Genomic DNA, 26,860 nt, shown 5'->3' on the forward strand with positions numbered 1-26,860 from the left:
TTTAAAAGGTTAGAAAAAATTACGCAAAAGCCGCCATTTTCACATCGTTATTACCAAGGATTTCTTGTAATTCCTCAGCGTCAACGGTTTCCTTTTCAATCAGCATTTGAGCAATTTCATCTAAAACCTTGCGGTTATTAACTAAAACTTCTTTAGCTCGAATGTAAGCCGTATCAACTAACTTCCGCACTTCTTCATCAATAGCAGCAGCGGTTTCTTCTGAAAAGTCGCGTTCTGACATAATATCTCGACCCAGGAACATATTTCCTTGTTGACGACCAAGGGCTACTGGACCCAAGCGATCGCTCATGCCAAACCGAGTTATCATTTGTTTAGCTACTCTGGCAACTTGCTGTAAATCATTAGAAGCACCAGTAGTAACTTCCTCTTCACCAAAGATGATTTCTTCAGCCAGACGACCACCTAAAGCCACAGCCATTTGATTTTCCAAATAAGCACGGCTATATAAACCAGTGTCCATACGGTCTTCACTAGGGGTAAACCAAGTTAAACCACCAGCTTGACCACGGGGAATAATGCTAATCTTTTGCACAGGGTCATAGTCAGGCATTAAAGCCCCAACTAAAGCGTGACCTGCTTCATGGTATGCAACCAAAGTTTTGCGCTTTTCGCTCATTACCCGGTCTTTCTTTTCCGGACCCGCTAATACACGATCAATTGCATCATTAATTTCATCCATCGAAATTTCCGTTAAATTCCGACGGGCGGCTAAAATTGCCGCTTCGTTGAGTAAGTTAGATAAATCTGCACCGGTAAAACCAGGAGTCCGACGGGCAATTTTATCCAAGTCTACATCTTTAGATAAAGTTTTACCACGAGCATGAACTCGGAGAATTTCGCTTCTTCCAGCGTAGTCAGGACGGTCTACCACAACTTGACGGTCAAAACGACCAGGACGTAATAAAGCCGCGTCTAATACGTCAGGACGGTTGGTAGCAGCAATAATAATAATGCCAGTGTTACCTTCAAAACCATCCATTTCCGTTAGTAACTGGTTGAGGGTTTGTTCCCGTTCGTCATTACCACCACCCAAACCAGCACCCCGTTGACGACCTACCGCGTCAATTTCATCAATAAAGACGATACAAGGAGCATTAGTTTTTGCTTGTTCAAATAAATCACGGACGCGAGAAGCACCCACACCCACAAACATTTCCACAAATTCAGAACCGGAAATTGAGAAGAAAGGAACACCTGCTTCTCCAGCAACAGCCCGCGCAAGCAGGGTTTTACCAGTACCAGGAGGACCAACTAAAAGTACACCTTTAGGAATTTTTGCACCAATAGCGGTAAAGCGATCGGCATTTTTCAAAAAGTCTACAACTTCATTTAGTTCTAATTTGGCTTGGTCAATACCCGCAACGTCCCCAAATGTCACTTGAGTTTGGGGTTCCATTTGCACTCTGGCTTTAGATTTACCAAAGTTCATGGCTTGGCTACCTGGTCCACCTTGAGCGCGACGGAGAAGGAAAAATAGACCAACTAGCAGCAATACAGGGAAGAATAAGCTGCTGAGAGCTTTAAACCAAAATCCTTCGTCTGCTTGAGGTAATACGGCAATATCAACACCTTTATTTGTCAGAGTATTGATTAAATCTGGGTCGTTAACTAAGGTAACGATCTTTTTATTAGGATCATATTTGGGTGTTACCAAAGCTGTAGAACGGTCAGAACTCAAACTAACTCTCTCAACTCTGCCTTGTTTAACTTCTTGGATAAACTGGCTGTAGCGCCATGTTTCCCGGCTTTGGGGTTGTTTGTCAAAAAATGCTGTTCCTAGGGCAATAACAACTATAAAAAGGAGCGCGTACAGCCCCGTATTTCTCCATCTTTTATTATTCACTGATGTTGATTCTCCTGTACTGGTTTGCTGCTTATACTTAGCTTCTCTAAGAAAGAGGACATTATGATAATTATGTTAACTTATTTTAAGATATCTCAAAATAATCCTCCTGTCATGCTAAAAATTATCTCCCACCTCCTGCAAGTCTAAAACATGAGAATGATAGGAGTTCTATTGTAGCGATTCTCAGCAGGAGTCAGGAGAAAAGAGGCAGGGGCAGGGAGCAGGGAAAATATTTATTGCCTATTGTCTATTGCCTCTTTCTTGACAACTAACAACTGTACGGGCGAGGCATTTGGAGAACTATTTTTGGCAATGACCGATAATTTATCTTGCAAATGCTTCGCCCCTACTGACCACTGACAACTGTACGGGCGAAGCATTTGGAGAACTATTTTTGGCAATGACCGATAATTTATCTTGCAAATGCTTCGCCCCTACTGACCACTGACCACTGACCAATTAATCTTTTTCTGGTAATTTAATACTACTTGTACCGTTGGGATTAGTGACTATCTCCCCTCCTAAAGCTTCAATTTCCCGAATGGCTCGTTTGCGAGTTTTTTGATCAACTTTATTATTTAAAACCATCATCCATGTAGAAATACGGGCTGATTTACTATCTGGGTTTTTACTGAGAAACTCAGCGGTTTTTTGAGAACTAAATGCTGCTTGCTTGCTTTCCGCGTCAGTATAAGTGTTAGCCCACTCTGCGGCTTTGAGAAAAGATGTTTGGGCTGCTTGAGCATTACCTAAAAACAATAACTCATCTGTGCCTTTATAACGCCAGATATAATAGGATTTGTTGGGTAATTGTGGAGATAAAGATTTTAATCCTTTGTCCATTAAAGCTATAGATTTTTCTGGCATCCCACCGTATAAAGAGCTACTTACAGAAAGTCCTAGGTAAGCGTCTAGAAAACGGGGGTCACGTCCTAAAATAACTTCAAAATATTCTGGACTGAGACGATACCCTGTTCTATCTCTGGCTTCATCATCGCCAAAGAATTGCAAAAAATCAATATATACCCAATCTGCAATCAGGTTTTTATAACTAAAACTAGGTACATTTTTCAGTAAGTTCAAGCGAAGACTTTCTTTTTTGAGGTCTTTTTCCAGAGTTTCAACAGAAATAGATTGTTGACTGGTTAATAGTTTTTGCAGCTTTGGTATTTGTATTAAGCTAATACTGGTAATACACAAGCAAACGACTAAAGGTGTGGTAATAGCTTCACGAGATAAGAACATACTTCCAGTAATTAAAAATTCATAATTAAAAATTAAAAATGACCATAGTCCCTCAATTTTATTATTGTTGCACCAATTGGCAACATTTTTGAGCTATTGCCCAATCTTCTTGAGTTTCTATGACTAATACTCGCACGGTTGAATCAGATGTGGCAATATCAACATCAATAGGTTGGCGCTGGTTTTTATCAGCATCAATTTTTAGTCCCAAAAATCCCAAGGCTTCACAAGCTGCTTGACGGATTCCTGGGGAGTTTTCACCGACTCCAGCCGTAAAAACTAAAACATCTAAACCGGCTAAACTAGCCAACATTGCCCCGATACCAGCCCGGAGACGATGTACGTATATATCCCAAGCTAGTTGAGCGCGCTGATTACCTTGGTCTTTTGCGGCTATCACCTCCCTTAAATCACTTGATACTCCAGAAATACCTTTTAATCCAGAAGATTTATTTAACACATTATCTAATTCTTGACTAGAGTAATTATACTGTTGCAGTAAATAAATTAAAATCCCTGGATCAATTGAACCACTGCGGCTACCCATCATTAAACCATCTAGGGGAGTAAATCCCATTGTTGTGTCAATACTGCAACCATTTTTGATGGCGGCTAAAGAACAACCATTACCTAAATGACAGGTAATTAACCGCAGAGATTGTAAATCTTGACCAAGAATTTCCGCGGCTCGATTTGCACAATACTGATGACTGATACCATGAAAGCCATAACGACGGATACCTTGTTCTACTAATTGATAGGGGATAGGATAGATGGCTGCGGCATCGGGTAACGTGTGGTGAAATCCGGTATCAAAAACTGCAATTTGGGTGATATTCCCCAGACTATTTTCAATGGCTTCAATGCCAGCTAAAGCGGCTGGATTATGGGCTGGGGCTAGATTACATAGGTGAGCGATCGCCTGTTTCACATCTTCCGTAATTATTACAGCATTCTGGTAATCTTCACCACCATGTACCACTCGATGTCCTACCACATCTATGGCTGCTAAATCATCAATTACCTTGGTTTCACCATTAATAAGAGTAGATAACAAATGAGTAAATTGCACCTGTCGAGAATCACCAGAAATGGTTTCTTGCAGTGTTGCACCCGTAGCTGTTTTGACTGTAATTTCTGCCTGATTTTGGTCTTGAGTCCAATTTATTTTTCCTTCCCACAGAGGTTGGGGGGCTAAATTAGGAATCGGGGTTGTAATGTTATACAGACAACTCTTTTGGCTGCTAGAACCGGCATTGAGGATGAGTATTTTCATAAATTCCAATTCCCTGTTCCTAATATTTAGCTGTCCAGCTACCGTTAATTAACCGCAGATTTGCCACCTTTAGAAACGGAATTATCACCCCAAGTTAGGGCGACAGAATCATCTTTATAAGTGGTTGTACTAGAACTGCTTTTAGAAGTTCCTGATTGATCATTATTACTACCATTTTCATTATTCTTGTTTTCTTCCTGTTTCTTCTCTTGTACAACTTGGGTAGCGTAAATTTCTACATCCCGTTGAATAATTTCTTCTATCTGGCTGGCAAAAATGGTAAATGCCTCTTCATGAGTTTTATAAGTTACATAAGAACCACTCAATTGAAAAAATTGCCAACCTTGGGTTTTCAAAGATTCTACTGTGCGGCGATAGTGTCGCCAGCGTTCTCCATAGTGAAAAAATTCTTCCACCGCAGCGCTAATTGCTACAACTTGACTAAGACCAAAAGTTGACCAAACAAGAGTATCTCGGACTTTACCATTATTCAGATTTAGACTCACCAAAGCAGGAAGAACTATACCACCAACAATCGTCATCAGCCTAGCGGTGTAATACCGATTTCGCGCCTGGCCTGCTTGTGCTTCCATCCAGAGAACTTGATCTAACCACCGAGAATTTAAAAACTTTCTTTGTAAAGCTGGCAGTTTCAATGTATCAAAAATCTCGCCAAAATCTTTCTTTAAAAACTCCCGATAAGGGTCTTTTTTAGCCATGATGCACTCCTTAACTAGAAAGTAAATTAGTAATTGTTTTGGTTAACTCTTCTTTTTCCGCGTCTAAGTTAATTGTTTGCAATTTACCTGATGCAGCTAATTTTGTAGCTCGTTCATCGGTAGTATTTCCACCTACAGCCAAAGCAAGTTTATCTGCGGTTCTGCCACTACCAGCGATCGCCATTACCAACCTACCAGCAGTAACACTATTCAAAGCATCCACAAATGTAATTTCCCCCCCGTTAATCAGCACCGTTAGTGATGGAGAAGCCTCTGCTAAAACAGTGGCAACCTCTACTATCCAAGGAGATTCATCGCCCCAATTGTTGCCAGGAACTAACACAAAATGAGTATGATCAGCCTGTAGGGGTGAAGCATCATCAGATGGTGTCGTAGTTTGCTCAGGTAGAATCACTTTGCCGATTGGTGCTACACCAATCAAAGCAAATTGGGCATTTATTTGATTACGGGCATAACCCATTAATCGCATTACCCCCGCATCTGTACCTCCATCAACAACATAAGCGCCCAAGGTTTCGGCAATTGGGGCTAACACTTCCACAAACAAGCTTTGGATACGGAGAAAATCAGCATCGCTAATCTGACTTGCACCCCCGACTATGACTAAAATAGGACGGGAATCACCAAGGCTCATTTGTCCCAGTGCAGTAGGCAATTCAGCAACTTCGGATACCCTAATTGCGATCGCTGTTTGCTCTTGATTAAAAGCAAGCTTAAAAAAATTTTCCATTTATCCAACTTGACTTATTTTAAGTTAAAACTTAGTATATTTAATTGTCAATAACAGTACAATATCATTAATTTACTGTGAGTAACACTAAAAATTTTAGTCAATGCAAAGTTAGTTTTTCTGCTATAGGGAAAAATCAGGGATCTTCTTCGGCACTGAGGACACTTGCCTTATTGGCTGTCTTGCTTCTATCTCCTGCAAAAATAGCTATAGCACAAATTACACCTGATGCCACTTTGGGCAATGAAAGCTCCCGTGTTACTCCTGCTAACTTAATAGAAGGTGGCGCACAAAGGGGAAGCAGTCTATTTCATAGCTTCTCAGAATTTAATGTCAATAACCTACAGTCAGTATATTTTGCCAACCCTTCAGGGATAAATAATATTTTTAGTCGAGTGACAGGAAATAACGTTTCTCATATTTTGGGAACGTTAGGAGTAAATGGAACTGCAAATTTATATTTACTCAATCCCAATGGGATTATTTTTGGGAAAGATGCCCAGTTAGATATTAAAGGGGCATTTTTTGCCAGTACAGCTAATAGTTTTATATTTCCAGGTGGTAATGAGTTTAGTGCAACTAATCCTCAAATGCCATTATTGACAATGAGTGTACCTGTTGGGGTGCAGTTTGGTTCGCAACCTGGAGATATTAGTAGTCAGGGGAATTTAGAAGTAGGAAAAGATTTGACATTCAGTGCGGGAAATGTGAAGTTAGAGGGGCAATTACAAGCTCAAACAGCTACATTAGAGGCAAACCAAGATTTAAACATTGGAGACTATACAGGAATTTCTCTCCAAGGAAAAGCCGGAGGAAATATTAATTACGGAAAAATAGAAATTAATAATACAGATCCGAATATTACCTCTAATGATCCCAGTTTATTATTAAATGCAGTTGGGACAATTACAGGAAGCGGAAATATATCAACTACAATACCTGGATTATTAGTAGATTTGCAAGCAAAAGACAATATTAATATCAAAGATATTAGTACCAAAGGAGGGGAAATAAATATCACCTCGTCCAGTGGCGTTAATCCTGGATTGATCACTGTAAATGCCATCCATGATATTACTACGGGTAATATTAACTCCTCTTCTATTTCAGAAAATGGGGGTGCAATCTCCCTTAAAACCACTCAAGGCAATATCTCTACTCAATCCCTAAACTCCTCAACATATTCAGATTCAGGCACAGCAGGAAATGGCGGGGAGATTACTCTGACTGCTGGTGGCAATATCGAGACTCAATCGCTAAACTCCTACTCATATTCAGATTCAGGCACAGCAGGAAATGGCGGGGAGATGACTCTGACTGCTGGTGGCAATATCGAGACTCAATCGCTAAACTCCTCCACATATTCAGATTCAGGCACAGCAGGAAATGGCGGGGAGATGACTCTGACTGCTGGTGGCAATATCGAGACTCAATCGCTAAACTCCTCAACATATTCAGATTCAGGCACAGCAGGAAATGGCGGGGAGATTACTCTGACTGCTGGTGGCAATATCGAGACTCAATCGCTAAACTCCTACTCATATTCAGATTCAGGCACAGCAGGAAATGGCGGGGAGATGACTCTGACTGCTGGTGGCAATATCGAGACTCAATCGCTAAACTCCTACTCAGATTCAAATTCAGGCACAGCAGGAAATGGTGGGGGGATGACTCTGACTGCTGGTGGCAATATCAACACTCAATCCCTATACTCCTTCTCATATTCAGGTTCAGGCACAGCAGGAAATGGTGGGGGGATGACTCTGACTGCTGGTGGCAATATCAACACTCAATCCCTAGACTCCTCCTCAGATTCAAATTCAGGCACAGGAGGAAATGGCGGGGAGATGACTCTGACTGCTGGTGGCAATATCAACACTCAATCCCTATACTCCTCCACATATTCATCTTCAGGCACAGCAGGAAATGGTGGGGGGATGACTCTGACTGCTGGTGGCAATATCAACACTCAATCCCTAAACTCCTTCTCATATTCAGGTTCAGGCACAGCAGGAAATGGTGGGGGGATGACTCTGACTGCTGGTGGCAATATCAACACTCAATCCCTATACTCCTCCTCATATTCATCTTCAGGCACAGCAGGAAATGGTGGGGGGATGACTCTGACTGCTGGTGGCAATATCAACACTCAATCCCTATACTCCTCCTCATATTCAGGTTCAGGCACAGCAGGAAATGGTGGGGGGACGGGAAAAGGAGCAAATGGCGGAACAATTGAACTTACTGGAGATAAATTAAATATCAATGGTATTGTGATTAATAGCGATGGAAATGATGGTAGCAATGGCGGTCTAATTAAATTAGATTCACCCTGGATACAATTAATAAATAGTGATCTTAGTAGTTCCAGTTATGGTAGTGGTAAGTCTGGACAAATAGAATTAAATTCAACAGGGGATATTAACTTAAATAATAGTCGGTTATTTACCACATTAGAACCAGGTAGCACAGGACAAGGTGGTAATATTGAGATTAAAGCACAAAATCTTAATCTCACTAACTATGCTGTGATTAATACCGGAACTTATAGCAGTGGTAATGCAGGTAATATTAAAATTATTGCTGAAAATGTCTCTTTAAAAGATGGTAGTAGTTTGCAAAGTTTAACCACCGATAAAGGCAATGCGGGGAATATCTCTTTAGATGTCACCAATGGCAACATATCTCTGACTCATAGTATTATTAGTACATCAGCCACAAAAACAGCATCAGGAAATAGTGGCAATATAAAATTAAATTCTCGGATATTATCCTTATCAAAGGGCAGTCAAATTCAAGCCTTAACAGAAGGGAAAGGAACATCAAAAGCAGGGGAAATTACTGTTAGTGCTAGTGATAGTATCATCATCAATGGAGTTGATCCTGATTCTAGTAATCCCGATCCTAATGCTTTACCACCGCAAAATATAGTTAAAAGTGATTATAGTAGTCAAATAATCACAGATATTGGGACAAATAATTCTATCACCACAGCACAGCAACTTCAAGCCAGTGATTTTCACTTGGATAATCCGAATCAAATAAATCTCAATGTAGAATATTCTACTAGAGTTCCCTATACCTCTATCCGTGGCACAGGGGATGATCAAATTCATGTTTATGCTATCAAAGTAAATGCTGGGACAAAAGCAGTTCTTGATATTGATAATACTGGTAATAATTCCTCTGGAACTGAAGATACTCCTAACTACAAAACCTTTCCAGCAGTGAATACAAAATTAACCCTATTAGATAGCCAGGGGAAAGAATTAGCATCTAATGATGATAGTCCCCATGCTCTTGGTTCGACAGGAAGTGATCCTAGAATGACTGTGCAAGAAGACCCCTATTTGAGATATGCTTTCACTCAAGGGGGAACTTATTATATTCAAGTTAGTAATTCTGATGGCAAAGGTGTTCCTAGTAGTTATTATGATAATGACTCAAAAACCAATAAACCAACATCCTACAATCTGCAAATCTCTCTAGAACCTAATCCCATTCAAGCAAATATTACTAATCAAGGTCAACCTTCAGGCATTTTTGCCTATACAACAGGTGCAGGAAAAGCCGGAGATATTATCTTAAAAACTGGTGATTTAAAATTAGAGAATAGTGGACAAATATCAGCTTTTACTAAAGGTAGTGGTAATGGTGGTAGTGTCAATATTACAGCGTCGCAAAATATTAACATTACCGGACAAGGAAAATTAGCAGTTGAAAGTTCAGGAACGGGTAATGGCGGTGATATTTCCATCATTTCCCCAGCCATTAATTTAACAGATAATGCCAAAATAGAAGTTGATAGTAGCAGTTCTGCAAATACAAGTTCTGCGGGAACTATTACTATGAAAACTAATTTTCTCAAACTAGATAATGCTGCTATTACTGCTAAAAATGCCAGTGGTAATGGTGGTAATATTGACGTGACAACAGAAAATTTACTCCTGCGTCATAACAGCGAAATTTCCACTACAGCAGGTTCAGCAAATAATCCTGGCAATGGGGGGAAAATTACTATTAATGCTAAAAATGGTTATGTAGTTGCTGTTTCCACAGAAGACAGTGATATCATTGCTAATGCTTTTGGTGGAAATGGTGGCAAGATTGATATTAGTGCGATTCGAGTGCTGGGATTAGAAACAAGAGGAAGATTAAATACAGCCCAATTACAAACCATTCGGACTAATAAGACAAGTGATATTACTGCTAGTTCTGATGTGGGAACAGATGGAACTGTAGCAATTCAAAGTTTAGGGATTGATCCTAGTCAGGGACTTGTGGCCATACCTGTAAATTTAATAGATCCATCAGGATTAATTGCTCAAGATTGTAATTCTAATAATAGTAACTCGGCTCAGAGTCAAAGTGAATTTGTCATTACTGGACGGGGAGGACTGCCACCTAGTCCTGATGATGTGCTGACTGTTGGGGCATTGCCAGCTAAATGGGTGACAAGAGAAAAAGGTGATCGAGCAATTTTACCGATAGGAGTAGTACCTACTACTACTGCTCCTTTAATAGAAGCTCAGGGTATGGTACGGAATGCAAATGGTGATATAGTTTTAATTGCTCAACCTGTAATTTCTACTAATTTCTACTCTGGGTTATCTAGTCAATTATGTAGGATTACTCAGAACCATCATAAACTATGAATTTTCTTGGTGTCGCATCTACTCGCATAACTTTAGAAACCGCTACAAAACCTCATCTATTTGGGTTTTGGCGGGTGATATTCCCATTGGTATCAATTATTGTTCCCAGTCTCCATGCACAACCTTTATTAGCCCAAATACCTCCAGAGGTTAAACCGCCTTCGAGAGAATCGCTACCAGAAGCCCAACCGCTGCCAGTATTACCACCACCTGACCAACTCCTCCCAATTCCATCACCAATACCGAACCAACCCCAAGTGACTCCAGAGACCCTATCTACAACATTGGTAGTGGAACGGTTTGAGTTTGTTGGGAATACGGTTTTTAGTGCTGAGGAATTGGCGAAAGTAACTGCACCCTATACGAAGAAGCAAATTAGCTTTACTGAACTGCTGCAAGTCCGTTCCCAGATTACGAAATTATATGTTGATAAAGGCTATGTGACATCTGGGGCAATTATTCCCATCCAAACTATTAAGAATGGTGTGGTGGTGGTGCAGTTGGTAGAAGGAAGTTTAGAGAAGATTAATGTTACTGGTACAAGCCGTTTAAATCGTAGCTATATTAGCGATCGCCTTTCCCTAGCTGCTGGTAAACCATTTTCACGCGATCGCCTCCTCATAGGATTGCAACTCTTACAACTTGACCCTCTAATTAAAAATATATCTGCGGATTTACAAACCGGTATCCGTCCAGGGACAAATATTTTAGAAGTTAAAGTTACTGAAGCTGATTCTTTCCAAACTCAACTATCTATAGATAATGAACGCAGTCCCAGTGTCGGCAGTTTGCGAAGACGAATTAATATTAATGAAGCCAATTTATTAGGACTGGGAGACGGTTTCAATTTTGGTTATACGAATACAGATGGAAGTAATGGCATAGATATTAGTTATAGTTTGCCCGTAAATGCCCGCAATGGTAAATTAATTTTCAACTATGGTGCGACAGGAAATAATGTAATTGAACGTCCTTTTAATACCTTAGATATTACCTCTCAGTCCCGCTTCTACGAGTTACAATTTCGGCAGCCACTCGTACAAACGCCTACTCAAGAATTTACTTTGGGACTCACGGCCAGCCAACAAATGAGTCAAACATTTTTGGGAACTGACAATATTGGCCCTTTTCCTCTAGGAGTTGGTGCAGATAATAATGGGAAAACGAAAATTTCTGCATTGCGATTTTTTCAAGAATGGAGTCAACGCAGTAGTAAACAAGTTTTAACAGCCCGTTCTCAATTTAGTTTAGGGTTAAATATTTTAGATGCCACTATTAATAATGATGAACCTGATAGTCGCTTTTTTAGTTGGCGAGGACAAGGACAATGGCTGCGTCAATTAGCACCAGATACCATATTGTTAATGCAAACAAATTTACAATTAGCAAATAAGCAGTTGTTGGGACTAGAACAATTTGGTTTAGGTGGACAAAAAACCCTGCGCGGATATCGTCAGGATAGTTTATTAACAGATAATGGTTTTTTAGCGTCTACAGAAGTAAGATTACCAGTTTTGCGAGTTCCAAAACTCCAAGGACTTTTACAAATAGCACCTTTTTTCGATTTAGGAACTGGCTGGAATAATGGTGGCTCAAATCCTGATAATAATACTTTACTAGGAGCAGGTTTAGGACTAATATGGCGACAAAGTAGTAAATTTAATGCTCGTTTGGATTGGGGGATTCCCTTAACAGAAAATAATTCCAAAAAGGAAACATGGCAAGAAAATGGTTTGTATTTTTCTCTCACATACAGTCCTTGATAGATTTAATTGTTCAATATTCTCTATACACACCCACCAGGGAATAAATTCCCTGTCTCATAGCTCAAGTCCGTTAAAACGGACTAATAAAATTTCTGGGTTATTTAGTCATCTTTAGATGACTTTTACTATAAGACTGGGAATTAATTCCCTGGCTGGCTTCTCCCCTTACATATAATCCACATTCACTAACTAAAAATGAATTTATCAATCACCCGTTTTCTTTTATCATTGCCTCGCTGGCTTCGCTATGTATTTTTAGCTTTAATCATAGCTATAATTTGTATATTGACATCACCAGTAATTGCGAAAAATAGTCCTGAATCAGTTATTAATTCCCAAGAAAGTCAGGCACAAATCTTATATACAGAGGGACGATTTGCTGAATCAATAATTTTATTAAAACAATCTTTACAAGATTATCAAAATAATGGAGATCAGGTAGGAAAGGCTGTTATTTTGATAAATATGGCTCTGAATTATCAGCAAACTGGAGAAATTCAAGAAGCTAACAAAACCATTGTAGAAGCTATGAATATTCTACAAAAAACTCCTAATTATTCACAAAGTTCTGCTATTTGGGCGCAAGCCTGGGATGTTAAAGCTAGTCTACAATTGGCACAGGGAAAACCAGAAGATGCTGTATTATCTTGGCAACAAGCTGAAGCTATTTACAAAAAGTTAGGAGATAGTAACAAAGCTATCCTGATGGGAATTAACCAGGGTCAAGCATTACAGAATTTAGGATTATATAAACGGGCAAATGCTGTTTTTCAAAATTTAGCAGCAACCTTGCAAAATCAACCAGATTCACTCACTAAAGCTATTAATATTCGTAATGTAGGCGGCGCTCTTCGGGTGTTAGGTGATTTGGAAAAAGCAAAATCAAACTTTGAAGAAAGTCTCAGAATTGGCCAAAAACTACAATCACAAGAAATTATTGCATCGGCTTATCTTGCTTTAGGTAATGTTGTCCGTGCTGACGCAAATGTAAAAACTGCCCAGGGAAATATTGCAGCAGCAAGAGAAAAAAAAGTTGCAGCAATTAATTTTTATCAAAAAGCAGAAGTTGATAAAACTCCTATACAAATTCAAATTAAAGCCAAAATTAATCGGTTGCGATTATTGATAGAAATAGAAAAATGGCAAGAAGCTGAATTACTTTATCCGCAAATCCAAAATCTAATTCCTAAATTATCTCTGGGTCGTGCGGGGATATATGCTCAGGTAAACTTTGCTCAAAGTTTGATGAAATTAAATGAAGAAAAACCCGTAAATTTACAAACAATTGCCCAAATCTTAGCTGTCGCTCGTCAACAAGCCGAACAAATTCAAGATGTGCGATCGCAATCTTTTGTTTTGGGGAATTTAGGACATATATATGAATTAACAAAACAGTGGAATATTGCTCAAGACTTAACTCAAAAAGCCCTAAATTTATCACAGTCAATTCAAGCCCAAGATATCACCTATCGTTGGCAATGGCAAATCGGACGGATTCTTTGTCAAGGTGAAAATGAATGCTATCAACAAGGAGATATTAAAGGGGCGATTCCTACGGAGCGCCTCGCTATCGCCACATATACTGAAGCATTTAATACTCTCCAAAGTATTCGGGGTGATTTAGTTGCTAGTAGTGCAGATGTGCAGTATTCATTCAAAGAAAGTGTCGAACCTGTATATCGCCGATTAGTAAATTTGTTATTACAATCTCCAGAACCTAGTCAAGACAACCTCAAACAAGCTCGTCAAGTATTAGAAACTTTGCAAGTAGCGAAATTACAAAACTTTTTGCAACAAGCTTGTCAAGATAGTAAATTACAACTTGATGAGGTGATTGATACTAAAGACAAAACAGCCGCAGTAATTTACTCAATTATTTTGAATGATCGCTTAGAAGTTATTCTCAGAGAACCTAATAATCCCAACTTATATCACTATCCTGCGACCAAATTATCCAAACAAGAAATTGAAAATACTTTAACCAATTTGTATAAATCTCTTCAAGATCCTGGTGCTTATGAAGAAGTCCAAACCGCTGGTCAAAAAGTCTATAACTGGCTAATTAAACCAATAGAAGAAAAACTAGAAAAAAGCAAAATTAACACTTTAATTTTTGTTTTGGATGGTTCACTGCGGAGAATTCCTATGGCCGCACTTTATGATGGAGAAAAGTATTTGATGGAGAAATACGCCGTTTCTTTAGCTTTAGGTTTACAAGTTCGTGATCCTATGCCTTTACAAAGAAAAGAAATGAAAATATTGGCAGCTAGTTTAATAGATCCTCCTAAGAGCGTTCCTGGTTTTGCTTCTTTGCCAGGTGTTGCTCAAGAAGTTAGAGAAATCCAGAAAACAGGAGTATCTGTGAGTTGGATTGCTGAACAAGAATTTACCAATCAAAACTTCAATAAAAAACTCAATACTGCTAAATTTGATATCGTCCATTTAGCCACTCATGGTTTTTTTGGTGCTGATAGAGAAAATACATTTGTGGTGACAGCAGATGGAAAATTGAAAATTGCTGAATTTGATAGACTGTTCAGAACCCAAAGGAAAAGTGCTAATGAAGGCATTGAACTATTAATTTTGAGCGCTTGTCAAACAGCTACAGGAAACGATCAAGAAGTCATGGGTATTGCAGGGACAACAGTGCAAGCAGGAGCGAGTAGTGCGATCGCTAGTTTATGGGATTTAGATGATCAGTCAAGCGTACCCTTTATTAAAGAATTTTACCAGCACTTAGGAGAACCCAACATCAGCAGAGCCGAAGCACTGCGTCTAGCACAACAGGCTTTACTAAAAGATCCCAACTATGATCATCCGCGTTTTTGGGCGCCTTATGTATTAGTTGGAAGTTGGCTTTAAAAGAGGTAGGAGGTAGAAGGCAGGAGGCAGGAGGCAGGGAGAAAGAATTTACCAATGACTAATGACTAATGACCAATGACTAAGATCACTTAATTTTTTGGAGATGACTAATGAACGATTTTCAAGATGCATTTATATCTTATGGCAGAGCCGATAGCAAAGCCTTTGCTACCAAACTTCATAACCGACTCAGAGAAGAAAAACTAGAAATTTGGTTTGACCAAAATGATATTCCTCTGGGTGTTGATTTCCAGAAGCAAATTGATGATGGCATCGAAACATCAGATAATTTTCTCTTTATTATCGCTCCCCATTCCATTAACTCACCATATTGCGGTAAAGAAATTGACCTAGCACTCAAACGGAACAAACGGATTATTCCCTTGCTGCACGTAGAGCAAATTACCGAAGAAATTTGGCAGCAACGTAACCCTGGCAAAGATCCCAGCGAGTGGGAGATATATAAATCAAAGGGATTGCATTCTAGTTTCCCGAATATGCACCCGGCTATTGGCAAAATTAACTGGGTATATTTTCGTGAAGGCATAGATGACTTTGAGCAATCCTTTACGGGATTATTAGAACTGTTGACTCGTCATCAAGAATATGTGCATCAACATACCTATTTTTTAGCCAAGGCTCTGGAGTGGGAACGGGAGCAACAACAATCCAGTTGCCTCTTAATTGGCGATGAACGAGTAGAGGCAGAAAAATGGCTAAAAATCAGGTTCAAAGAGGAACAGCCACCTTGTGAACCCACAGATTTACATTGTGCTTTTATTTGTCAAAGTGTTAAAAACGCCAATAATTTGATGACTCAGGTGTTCCTTTCCTATTCGGATAAAGAACGGGAGTTCATGGAGAAAATTACCAAAACCTTGATGCGGGAAAGCTTCACAGTTTGGACAAATAAAACTGATATTCAAACTGGGACAGATTTTCAAGCAGCAATTAATCGCGGGATTGAAGAAGCAGATAATTTAGTTTTTCTCATGTCTCCATCTTCTTTAGCATCAGAATATTGTCAACAGGAACTTACCTATGCGTTGTCTCTAAAAAAGCGGATTATTCCCCTATTAATACAACCATTAGACTTAGATCAAATTCCCCAAGAATTGCGTAATATCCAATTCATAGACTTTACCGACAAGGAAGAAGAGGGCAAAGAATCGGCTGATACCGATAATTTAATTAATATTCTCCATCAAGATGCGGCTTACCACCACCAGCACAAACTGATTCTGACAAAGGCTTTAAAGTGGGAACGACAAAAACGTAATCCTAGTATTCTGGTACGAAATAACGATCTCCGTAATGCGGAAGCCTGGTTAAAGGTAGCAAAACCAAAAACACAGCAACCGTCTTTACCTATACAAGAAGAATTCATTGCGGAAAGTCTCAAGCAACCACCCAATGCGGTTTTAGATGTATTTGTTTCCTACTCTAATGCTGATGCAGACTTTGCCCGTAAACTCAACGATACACTGCAAATTCAAAATAAAACTACCTGGTTTGATCAGGAAAGCATCATCTCTGGGACTGATTTTGAGGAAGAAATGTATAAAGGAATTGAACTTGCTAACAATTTCTTATTCATTATTTCTCCTAATTCGATTAGTTCCAACTATTGCGCGACAGAAGTGGAATATGCAATTAAACTGAATAAGCGTATTGTCACAGTTTTGTATTTACCCGTTGATGTTGATAGTCTTCACCCTGGTTTAGCAAAAGTACAATGGATTGATTTTCGCAAACATGGCGGCGATTTTCTCACCAATTTTGGGGAATTAACCAGAACCTTGGATGCAGATCCAGATTATGTCAAAAATCACACTCGTTTATTGCTCAAGTCTAAAGAATGGGAACAGCAGAAACGTGATGATAGTTTCTTGCTGCGGGGAAAAGATTTAGCAGCATCTGAGGAATGGCTAAAAGAGTCTGAAAACAAACAACCAAGTCCTACCAACCTCCAGCTAGAATATCTTACTGCTAGTCGCGCTCTCCCCTATCGCAAAATTAAACTTCGCAGCGTATTTTTAACTAGCTTAGGTGTGACAATTTTCATGTTCATAGCGCGGTTGTTGGGAATCATGCAGCCATTAGAATTAGCGGCTTATGACCAAGTAGCGCGGCTACGTCCTAATGAACCACAAGATGAACGATTTTTGATGGTGGATGTTGATCCTGAAAGCATTGATAGGATGAACGAAAACCCGAAATATCAACAAGGAAGAGGTTCAATTGCTGATGCTGCTGTGGATGATTTACTGAAAATCCTCTCCCCAAATCAACCCAGTATGATTAGTTTAGATTTCATTCGGAATTTTCCAGCAGAAGGCGGTTTGGGTAAACGTCTCCGAGAAACGACAAACTTTATTGCATTGTGTAAAAACAGTTATATCAATGAACGTGGTCAAAATATTCCGGGCTTTAAACATCCCCCAGAAGTGCCATTAGAACGGGTTGGATTTAGTGATTTGGTGGATGATGATTCTCAAGGCGCTCGCTTTGTTCGCAGACATTACATGATGCAAAAATCAGAACCTAAATATTGCAATGTTCAGGAAGCTTTGAGTTTAGTAATTGCGCGTCGTTATCTGGAAGCACAAGGTCATAAATATATTTCTCCTTTAAATCCAGAAACGAGAGAATATGATCAAGACATGGCCTTTGGAAAAACCGCAATTCCCCTACTAACGGGCAATGGTGGTGGCTATTCAGGGTTTAATAACAACCAGCTTCAAGGTTATCAAACCATGCTGAAATATCGCGTTTATCAGGGTGATGCTGATAAGTTTGCCCCCAGAGTCAATATTTTAGATGTTCTGAACAACAAAGTACCAGCGGAAAAGATTAAAAATCGGATTATTTTAGTTGGCTTCACAGACAGACAATTCCGACAAGCAGATTATTGGAATACGCCCTATGGGGATGTGCCAGGGGTGACATTGCATGGACAAATGATTAGCCAGATTCTCAGCGCTGTCTTGGATAATCGTCCCTTGATTTGGTGGTGGCCTTTTGATTATGAAATCCCTTGGATTTTTGGTTGGTCTTTGGTCGGTGGTATCGTCTGTTGGCGACTTAACCGCACCTCTTATCTAGTTATGGGTATGGTTGGTTCTGTAGCTGTCCTATACACCGCTTGCGCTGTGATTATGGTGTCCCAAAGCGGTTGGGTTCCTTTAGTTCCTCCGGCTTTATCCTTGATTGCTACAGGAAGTGGAGTGATTTATCTAACTTACAAATTACGTAATTTGTAACCTTTCATCTCGTTCCTAGTCTCTGACTAGGAATGCTATCATTGAGGCTCTGCCTCAAGTACAAAGGAAGCCAGAGTCTTCCTACATTCATTCCCATGCAGAGCATAGGAACGAGATGATGATTTTATTTTTTGGGTGGAGTAAAACCAAACTTTGTAAACATCCAGTGATACCATTCTTGATGAGTAGTAACAAAAGTTAAAGCTGATTCCAAATCTATCTCTAAATCTTTATTATGAATACTGATAATTAGATCATAAATCAAATCGAAGAGAATTCTATCTTCTTTATTAAACAGAACAAAATTCCCATTAGCACTGTTTTCTAGTTGTTGTATTCTTTCTTTACCGACTTTAGCAGTAATGCCTGGTTGACGTTCATCTCTGATTAAATAAAATTGGCTTTGAGGATTATTAATCACCAATTCATTAAAATTACTAATCCGACTCGTAAAGGGAGTACCACTAATTTCTAAAAAAGCAATTACATGATATTGATTACCCTTTTCTATGACAATATGTTCTGGTAATACCTTTTTCCCTAAACGATATTGTGTTAATTTAAACGACTAGATATGAGTTAAAGCTTCAGCAATATTCCTCAACTTACCAACATCATCACCATCACTAACAATAGATGGATTATGATATTTTTGTTCTAACTCAATTCTATGTTCATTGAGATATTCAATTACAGGATTTACAGGAATTGCAGTTTCACCAGATAAATAAGTTGCTAATCTATTCTGTAAGTTGCTTAAATCAACAGCATTAGGTGATTGTATAGCTTGAATTAGCTGACTTAAAACTTCCATTGATGTTTGTTGCTGTTGCTGTACAAATTTTAATTGCTGTTCTATTTTTTCATTACTATCTAATTCCCGAATTGGTTTTCTTTCCTCTGGTAAAGGAATTCCATTAACTCTATAGTCATAGTATTTAGCCGCACGATTTAAAGCCGCACGAATAGGTTTCTTTCCTAAGATATCATCTAAATCTTCAGGTAAAAATAACTGTTCTAAGGTAATATCTACAGTTTGTATTTTCACTTTGAGAATAGATTTAACTTCCGCTTCTGTCGGTTGACGTAAAGAAACCTGATATTGAGATACTCTCCCAATAATAGATTGATCAAATGTTGTTTGAAATTTTTCCCACCTATCAGGAAATAAATTCAAAATAATTAAACTATTGGGAACATGAGTGAAAATTTCTTTGATAGCTTCCCCAAAATTTAACAAGATTTCTTGATTGTGAGGAAGTCCTAAACCTTCTAATTGATCAAAAATAATAATTAAAGGTTCATCTAAAACAGATAATTTACCTAAAACTGAAATAGCTTCTAAAGAAAAAGCTTCTTTACTAATTTCTTCTCCCCAATTTGGTAAACCAACGGTTTCAGCTTCTTCGTCAGTTAAAACATTTCCTGCTAACCAACGAGTGGTAATATTTCTATATTTATAATCTGTATAACTGCAATATTTAACCATGCCTTTAATGATAGATAAAGCAAAACTACCCGGAGCATAATTACTCATCCACCATTCATTAATCGTCTTTTCTATATATTGCCAATATTCTCGTTTTCGTTGTGTATTTTCTTTACTTAAAGCACTAATACTATTATCTTCTAAATCATATAAGGCTTTTAAAATATCTATATCTTTTTGTGTAACATCTCTATCATTAAGACTAACTATTTTCCGAAAAGTGTTAATAATTAAAGAGTATAATTGAGGTAAATTTCCGGCTTTCTCAACTAGGGATTCTAAAATTCTACTATAAATATGATAAAGTACAAATTGGGCATTATTCGGTTGACGAATAAATAGTAATCTATTACTTGATAATCTCTCATTAGCAAGTCGCATCATTAAATGAGTTTTACCAGTACCTGGTTCTCCAATAACAACTACACCTTTACTCTGATGATTAGGATCTAATTTAATATTATTTAAAGCAGTTTGTAAAATCTGAAATTCTCGATGATAAGTATCAGCATAATCTGGATGATGCTGAAAAGGAGTATCAACTCGACTGCTAGTAAAGGGATTAGGTTGTTTTTTGAGATTTTCTAACATTATCTTTCTATAAAGATGATAAGTAAATGTGGCATCATAACTAGCGGTATGTGCCATATTCGGCAGAAAATATTGATTATTAGCTCGCAGATTCAAATATTTACTCAGATACTCTAAAGAATAACTTTCTAAATTTGGAAAACAGTCTTTTGCCAAAATCCAAGTACAATCAAATTGTAAATTTTGCCAAGGTAAATCAACTTGTCGAAAACTATGCTTGAGGATATCAATATCATGTTCTGCATAGTGACAAATAATTTTTTTATTTTCAACAATAGTCAGAAATTCTGTTAATAAGGTTTTGAGACTTTTGAGATTTAAAACATTCTGAAACCCATGAGAATTACCATCACAGAAACCTTCATAAATTACCACACCTTGACTATCAACAATAGCTAATTCAGTTAAATTTGGTTTACCCTCAGTATCTAAAATAACAAAGTCTATATGAGTTTACTTTTAAGTATAACACCTGTGATAGTTCCATTGTAAACTATAAAAGACTTATTTCACCAGATATCTACCTATGAAACGTCAACAATTATCACTTTTTTCTCGAACTGTTTTAGTCTGCACCTTGACAACGATTTTCTCTAGTAGTCTGCTATCTTTGGTGTCTCCTGTACAGGCTTCAATTTTTGACGGTCTCTTTAATAACAAAGCTGAAGGAAACGCTTCTGGACGGTCTAGAGGTGGAGCAACTCGTTCTCAATGTTCGCAAATCAGCGACAAAAGCCTCATGGCCTTAGTTCCTCAAAGTAATGAAGGATTAACTACTAAGGACTATCCTGAATTCTGGTTTTATATCCCATTTGATAGAACGTCTCAATCTCCCCCAGGACAATTTAGATTATTAAATGAAAAAAGAAAATCTGTTTTGCAAAAACCACTTTTATTCCCTTTACCTGATAAAAAAGGGATTGTCCATTTTAGTCTTCCTACTACCGAAAAACCACTATTAGCAGGAGAACGATATCGTTGGTTTTTCAAAATTGCTTGTGTGAATGATCAAGGTTCACAAACTAATATTACTATTGATGGTTGGATTAAAAGAGTCGAACCAAGTCCTAAACTTGTAGAGCAACTAAAGAAAACCAGTTCTCAAGAACAATATGTTCCCTATGCGGAGAATAATATCTGGTATGAAACTTTGAGTAAGTTGGCGGAAAATCGGACTACTTATCAGCAGGAGTGGAGTGAAATGTTATCGCTGTTTAGTCTGACAGAATTCAAAGAATCTTCTATTTCTGAACTCAAGCCGCAAAAGTAATTTAAACAAGAGGTGATAATTGATAATTGTCAATTTCTAATTATCACCAAATGTTGGTAATTTTTAATGTTTCCGTCCCCTTGCGGGGATTAGTTATAGTTGCTGCTTGTCTAAGTAAGTAGACGAAAATAAATCAAAGTAGATTAAGTAATGTAAAAAATCTGGAGATGATTTCGTAGTAAGGGCTTCAGCCCTCAAATGAGGAATAAATTCCTCACTACAAACTTTGAATTATTCAAGCCGTTCTACTTAAGTAAATCAGACATTACCTACGTTTACCAGAACGACGTGGTGTAGGAGAAGTAGAACCAGGCTTTTTATCACCTGCTGCTGTGCGTGAAGAAGGCTGTCTAGGTGATTTTGAAGAAGCAGATTTAGGCGCAGAACGACGAGTTCGCTGATTTCCACCACCAGCAGGGGCTTTGCGTCCATTGGGAATTGGTTCGGCCTTAATTTCCGGGTTGACTCCAAAACCAGCCACCACCTCTTTCGGTAAACGCTGCTGAATTAGTTGCTCAATATCCGCTAACAAATGATGTTCATCAACACATACAAGGGAAATCGCTTGACCTTCCGCACCTGCGCGTCCAGTCCGACCAATACGATGCACATAATCCTCTGGGACATTAGGTAAATCGTAATTAATAACGTGGGGTAGTTCGCTGATATCAAGTCCACGCGCAGCAATATCCGTTGCTACCAATACCTGCAAAGTCCCATCTTTGAACTTAGCTAAAGCGTGAGTTCGCGCTCCCTGACTCTTATTACCGTGAATAGCCATCGCTTGAATGCGGTCTTCACCCAACTGCTTCACCAACCGGTCAGCGCCATGCTTCGTGCGGCTAAACACTAATACTTGATACCAGTTATTTTCCTGAATCAGATGAGAAAGTAATTGCCGCTTGCGATCGCGGTCAACATGATAAACTTTCTGTGATATCGTTGCCGCAGTTACGTTCCGACGTGCAACTTCAATCATTGTCGGGTTATGTACTAACCCAGCCGCGAGAGTTTTCACCTTATCTGAGAATGTCGCAAAAAATAGCAAATTCTGGCGTTGTTTGGGCAAAAGCGAAAGAATGCGGCGAATATCATTAATAAAACCCATGTCCAGCATTCGGTCTGCTTCATCCAGTACCAACACTTCCACACGGGACAAGTTCAGAGTCCCTTGTTGAACATGATCTAACAATCGTCCTGGAGTTGAAACCAAGATATCTACGCGGGTTCGCAATTTCTGTTTTTGGGGACCAATACTGACTCCCCCAAACATCACCATTGAATTCAGATTTAAGTATTTACCATAATCACGGACACTTTCTTGCACCTGTGCAGCGAGTTCACGGGTAGGTGTCAGAATTAACGCCCGAATTGGGGAAAATCCAGTAGAATGACTGGGAACGTTCTTATTTGCAGATAACCGATGTAACAGCGGCAAAGTGAAGCTGGCAGTTTTGCCTGTACCAGTTTGCGCTCCAGCCATAATATCACCACCAGCCAATACCACAGGGATAGCCTGTTTCTGGATTGGTGTGGGTTGATTATATCCTCGCTCAGTGACAGCACGGACAATTTCCGGGGACAAGCCGAGATTAGAAAAAGACATAGAACTCCAAAAATAACATCGGCCTGTCGCCACTCACGGCTTCAGTCTTAGGCGGACGAATGGTTTAAAATGCTAAATGGGCGGTAAGCACCAAGACTAGGAGCAAATGCCACAGTCAACCATCATAGCAGAATTATTGTTAAATCTGAAACTATGTTTAGTATGAAGTTAATTTCCAGAAGGAATTAAATATACGCTTTCTAAAACCTTTGTAAAGACGTTCCATGGAACGTCTCTACTTTTTTACCAGATGTGTCATTCTCAATAATTAGAGAATCACTATTGTTGGCTGGCTTTTTCCCTTAACCAAACTTCTAAATCACCAACTTTTGAAAAATCTAATAATACATCTCCTAATGACTCCAATTCATCAGTAGATAATCCTTGAATTTGCCCTATTAAAGATAATTCAAGTTCCCCAAATCGGTGCTTTAATAACCGGAGAATTATCTGTTGTTCTCCTAGTTGCTGTCCTTGTTGTTTTCCTTCTTGTCTAGCTTTTTCTCTGTCTTCTTGATAAAGCGGTGCTAATCTCATCACTAACTCCCTATCATCTGTTTCTATTTGTTGATTAATGTTCAAGTTTTTTTGGAGGTTGTATAGCAATTCTAGCGTCACTTTCCGAAATGGATGATTTGCCGGTAGTGCTGCTAATTCATCAATTGCCTGTTTTTGAACTGTGCCACGTCCCAATACTCTCAACCACAATGTTTCTTGAGTACATGGTAACTGATGCAAGGCAACGATGACTGTCCGTAAATACTCAGGTAAAAAATGTACTCCTGCAACCCAGTCTGGTTTTTGAGTTGCACCAAATCCTGAGAGGATAGTGGAAGATGCAGTAGGAGTGAGAATCCATAATTGCGGGACTTCTATATTTTGAATAGAAGTTTTATTGCGGTTTGCTTCTCGTTGTAATGCACTCCGCACTTCCAGTAATTTTAACAGACAATCACATATTTCTTCTTTGGCTGCTGGATTGCGAAAAGGTTCAAAGATTGCAGGTTTAGTGGCTATCTTCCCCAATAACCCTAATATTTTTAAACTAGGATTTTGTGGAGAAAAAGGCGAAAATAATACATCTATTTCTCGAACTTCTGCCGCAACGCGACTAGGTGCTTGAATTTCTCCATAGGGTTTGAGTAATTCTTCTAAATAGTCCTTTGAAAATTGGTCATGAATAAATCGCGTCATTGAAAATCATGTCAGACAATGTGCTAATTACTCGGATCTTATCTGTTTTTCAGTAGCTTTAGAAAAAGGTTTGCAGAAAATAACTTTAGAAACAACTCTTAATAATAACTATAGTGAGATAATTAAAGATTGATATAGAGACTTTGTAAACTATGGCTGAACTACCCAAAACCCTAGAAGATGCGATCGCTCAATCAACTGAAGCGGTAAAATCAGCTTTAGCTGATGGTATGACTCGGATTCAAGTTGAGTTATTATTTCCAGAACTCAAATTCATGACAGTTGCAGAACAGTTTCTTCCCCTGTTCACTGAATATGAATCCCGTCTCAAAGTCTTCTTTGCTGATGCTGGTGCGGCTGCATTAGCCCGTCGTGATTGGACAGATGCCCAATTCCAAATTTCCGATATTGGTACAGGTAGGGCTGCATCTTTAGAAGCGAAAATTCAGCCAGAAGATGAAATTTTCCTATTTATTGCTCCCACCTCCGTAGAAGTCCCACAATTAGAAAAGTTGTGTGAACTGATTGGGGAACGTCCCGTCATCATGTTAACACCCAGGCTAGAAGATTCCAGCGTAGTTGGTATTGGTTACACAGCCAGAGAAACCCGTCGTCGCTTCATTAGTACCATCGAATCTTGTTACTATATCCGTCCTGTAGATGATGAATCTGCCCTTTTCCGCTGCTACCCTGGACTATGGGAAGTATGGCTAGAAACAGCGGGTGAATATCAAAAAGTTGCCGAACTCCCTAAAAAACCCTCCGGTGATGAATTAGACGCGATTCTCATGGGGGGACAAAGGGAAAACACTACGGACGCTACACCTACGAGAAAACCCAGTGTGTTTAAGAGTTTGCAACGGTTTATCAAGGCTTTGAGCAGTTAGGATTACGAAGTAATGGGGAAATCGGTTAATCACCCAATTACCCATTACCAATTACAATTACCAATTACCCATTCTTTTGATTATTTATTTTAAAGATGAAATTAATCTGTTCTCAAAGTGATCTTAGTAGCAATCTTTCCCTCGTCAGTCGTGCAGTCCCGTCCAGACCAACTCACCCTGTCCTTGCCAATATTTTATTACAAGCAGATGCCGAAACTAATCAAGTCAGTTTAACGGCTTTTGACCTCAGTTTAGGTATCCGTACCAGTTTTACTGCCGAGGTATTAGAAGGTGGGACAATTGCTCTCCCTGCCAAACTGCTTGTAGATATCACCTCTCGCTTACCAGAAGGGGAAATTACCCTTGATGACCAATCAGGAGATAATACTGGAGAAGGTATAATTGTTACTCTCAAACCCAAAAGCGGACGTTATCAAGTGCGGGCTATGGGGGCAGAGGAGTTTCCTGAATTACCAGTGATTGAAAACGCCGAAGCAATTCATCTTACTACTGCGGCACTAATTGAAGGGTTGAAAGGTTCTTTATTTGCTACCAGTTCAGATGAAACCAAGCAAGTCCTCACAGGTGTACATTTAACCCTGAAACAAGATACTTTAGAATTTGCAGCCACGGACGGACACCGTTTAGCAGTTTTGGAAACTACTAATGAGCGTCCTGTGGAGGGAAGCGAACAGGTAGAGGTGACAGTACCTGCAAGAGCATTACGAGAGCTACAACGGATGTTAGGACATAATTCTACATCAGAAGAAACTGTAGCTGTCTATCTTGATCAAGGGCAAGTTGTCTTTGCTTGGCAAAATCAACGGTTAACCAGCCGCACTTTAGAAGGACAATATCCCGCTTATCGGCAATTAATTCCTCGGCAATTTGAACGCCAAGTCACATTAGAAAGAAAGCAATTTATCAGCACTTTGGAACGAATTGCTGTATTAGCAGATCAGAAAAATAATATTGTCAAAGTCAGTATTGATCATGCCAATCAAGAAATTACTTTATCTTGTGAAGCGCAAGATGTTGGTAGTGGTACAGAATCAATGCCAGCCCAAATATCTGGAGAAGATATAGACATTGCTTTTAATGTCAAATATCTGATGGAAGGTTTGAAGGAATTACCATCTTCAGAAATTCAAATGCACTTAAATCAAAGTTTAACTCCAGTAATTTTCACGCCTTTGGGTGGTTTGAAAATGACCTATTTAGCTATGCCTGTACAACTGAGAAATTAGTTTTTAAGTCAGCATTTAGCTATCAGGTCATACAGCAGATTTCGCTCTAATGAGGTACTTGAATCATGAAACTCTTGTAGTGCGGGCATACTTCGACAAGCTCAGTACAAGTCTTGCCCGCTGGATATATACCTCATAACACCGGAAAGTGCTGTAACTAGAATATCCTAGA

Annotated in this window: 18 protein-coding genes; 7 read left to right on the plus strand and 11 right to left on the minus strand. The window is 39.0% G+C overall.

What is annotated here, in order from left to right; translation table 11 throughout:
- Positions 1-19: 19 nt before the first annotated feature.
- The 7 genes from ftsH3 to ANA_RS07950 all read right to left on the minus strand — a co-directional run bounded on the left by ftsH3 (position 20) and on the right by ANA_RS07950 (position 5,858).
- A complete protein-coding gene (gene ftsH3, locus ANA_RS07930) occupies positions 20-1,864 on the minus strand; it encodes an ATP-dependent zinc metalloprotease FtsH3 (protein WP_015079544.1) in 1,845 nt (614 codons plus the stop codon).
- A 236-nt stretch (positions 1,865-2,100) separates the two neighbouring features.
- Complete coding sequence (locus ANA_RS24310) at positions 2,101-2,247, minus strand: hypothetical protein (RefSeq protein WP_235081980.1); 147 nt, start codon at positions 2,245-2,247, stop codon at positions 2,101-2,103.
- Positions 2,192-2,326, minus strand: coding sequence for a hypothetical protein (locus ANA_RS28130; RefSeq protein ID WP_256370256.1), 135 nt, complete (start codon positions 2,324-2,326; stop codon positions 2,192-2,194). The genes ANA_RS24310 and ANA_RS28130 overlap by 56 nt, the downstream gene beginning before the upstream one ends.
- Positions 2,327-3,112 (minus strand): hypothetical protein, encoded by a 786-nt coding sequence (locus ANA_RS07935; protein ID WP_015079545.1) that lies wholly within the window; start codon positions 3,110-3,112, stop codon positions 2,327-2,329. It lies immediately after the preceding gene.
- A 61-nt stretch (positions 3,113-3,173) separates the two neighbouring features.
- A complete protein-coding gene (locus ANA_RS07940) occupies positions 3,174-4,388 on the minus strand; it encodes an acetate kinase (protein WP_015079546.1) in 1,215 nt (404 codons plus the stop codon).
- A gap of 44 nt (positions 4,389-4,432) precedes the next feature.
- On the minus strand, positions 4,433-5,107 hold the full coding sequence (locus ANA_RS07945; RefSeq protein ID WP_015079547.1) for a DUF4231 domain-containing protein: 675 nt from the start codon (positions 5,105-5,107) through the stop codon (positions 4,433-4,435).
- Positions 5,108-5,117: 10 nt separating this feature from the next.
- Entirely contained in the window at positions 5,118-5,858 is a 741-nt protein-coding gene (locus ANA_RS07950; protein WP_015079548.1) for a hypothetical protein, read from the minus strand.
- 77 nt (positions 5,859-5,935) lie between these two features.
- On the opposite strand from ANA_RS07950, the gene ANA_RS07955 reads away from it, so the two are divergent.
- From ANA_RS07955 to ANA_RS07970, 4 genes are all read left to right on the plus strand, one after another.
- The gene (locus ANA_RS07955) at positions 5,936-10,513 is read left to right on the plus strand and encodes a two-partner secretion domain-containing protein (RefSeq protein ID WP_015079549.1); all 4,578 of its coding nucleotides are present in this window, start codon (positions 5,936-5,938) and stop codon (positions 10,511-10,513) included.
- Positions 10,510-12,276 carry a ShlB/FhaC/HecB family hemolysin secretion/activation protein gene (locus tag ANA_RS07960; protein WP_015079550.1) on the plus strand — a complete coding sequence of 589 codons (1,767 nt, stop codon included), beginning with the start codon at positions 10,510-10,512 and terminating at the stop codon, positions 12,274-12,276. Before ANA_RS07955 ends, ANA_RS07960 begins: the two co-directional genes overlap by 4 nt.
- 198 nt (positions 12,277-12,474) lie before the next feature.
- The gene (locus tag ANA_RS07965; protein WP_015079551.1) at positions 12,475-15,141 is read left to right on the plus strand and encodes a CHAT domain-containing protein; all 2,667 of its coding nucleotides are present in this window, start codon (positions 12,475-12,477) and stop codon (positions 15,139-15,141) included.
- Between the two features lie 110 nt (positions 15,142-15,251).
- A complete protein-coding gene (locus ANA_RS07970) occupies positions 15,252-18,404 on the plus strand; it encodes a TIR domain-containing protein (RefSeq protein ID WP_015079552.1) in 3,153 nt (1,050 codons plus the stop codon).
- 124 nt (positions 18,405-18,528) lie between these two features.
- On the opposite strand, the gene ANA_RS27475 is transcribed toward ANA_RS07970, so the two are convergent.
- Positions 18,529-18,828, minus strand: a complete 300-nt coding sequence (locus ANA_RS27475; protein WP_235081987.1) for a hypothetical protein — start codon at positions 18,826-18,828, stop codon at positions 18,529-18,531.
- A 144-nt stretch (positions 18,829-18,972) separates the two neighbouring features.
- On the minus strand, positions 18,973-20,859 hold the full coding sequence (locus ANA_RS07975) for an exonuclease domain-containing protein (RefSeq protein ID WP_235081990.1): 1,887 nt from the start codon (positions 20,857-20,859) through the stop codon (positions 18,973-18,975).
- 151 nt (positions 20,860-21,010) lie between these two features.
- Between ANA_RS07975 and ANA_RS07980 the strand changes: the two genes are divergently transcribed.
- Positions 21,011-21,754 carry a DUF928 domain-containing protein gene (locus ANA_RS07980; RefSeq protein ID WP_015079553.1) on the plus strand — a complete coding sequence of 248 codons (744 nt, stop codon included), beginning with the start codon at positions 21,011-21,013 and terminating at the stop codon, positions 21,752-21,754.
- Between the two features lie 265 nt (positions 21,755-22,019).
- Here ANA_RS07980 and ANA_RS07985 read toward each other — a convergent pair whose 3' ends face one another.
- Entirely contained in the window at positions 22,020-23,360 is a 1,341-nt protein-coding gene (locus tag ANA_RS07985; RefSeq protein WP_015079554.1) for a DEAD/DEAH box helicase, read from the minus strand.
- A 279-nt stretch (positions 23,361-23,639) separates the two neighbouring features.
- Positions 23,640-24,554, minus strand: coding sequence for a DUF4351 domain-containing protein (locus ANA_RS07990; protein ID WP_015079555.1), 915 nt, complete (start codon positions 24,552-24,554; stop codon positions 23,640-23,642).
- Positions 24,555-24,706: 152 nt separating this feature from the next.
- On the opposite strand from ANA_RS07990, the gene ANA_RS07995 reads away from it, so the two are divergent.
- Positions 24,707-25,441 (plus strand): DUF1995 family protein, encoded by a 735-nt coding sequence (locus ANA_RS07995; RefSeq protein ID WP_015079556.1) that lies wholly within the window; start codon positions 24,707-24,709, stop codon positions 25,439-25,441.
- Between the two features lie 95 nt (positions 25,442-25,536).
- Positions 25,537-26,688, plus strand: a complete 1,152-nt coding sequence (gene dnaN, locus ANA_RS08000) for a DNA polymerase III subunit beta (RefSeq protein ID WP_015079557.1) — start codon at positions 25,537-25,539, stop codon at positions 26,686-26,688.
- Positions 26,689-26,860: the final 172 nt, after the last annotated feature.

Source organism: Anabaena sp. 90, from assembly GCF_000312705.1.
In the GTDB taxonomy this organism is placed as follows: domain Bacteria; phylum Cyanobacteriota; class Cyanobacteriia; order Cyanobacteriales; family Nostocaceae; genus Dolichospermum; species Dolichospermum lemmermannii.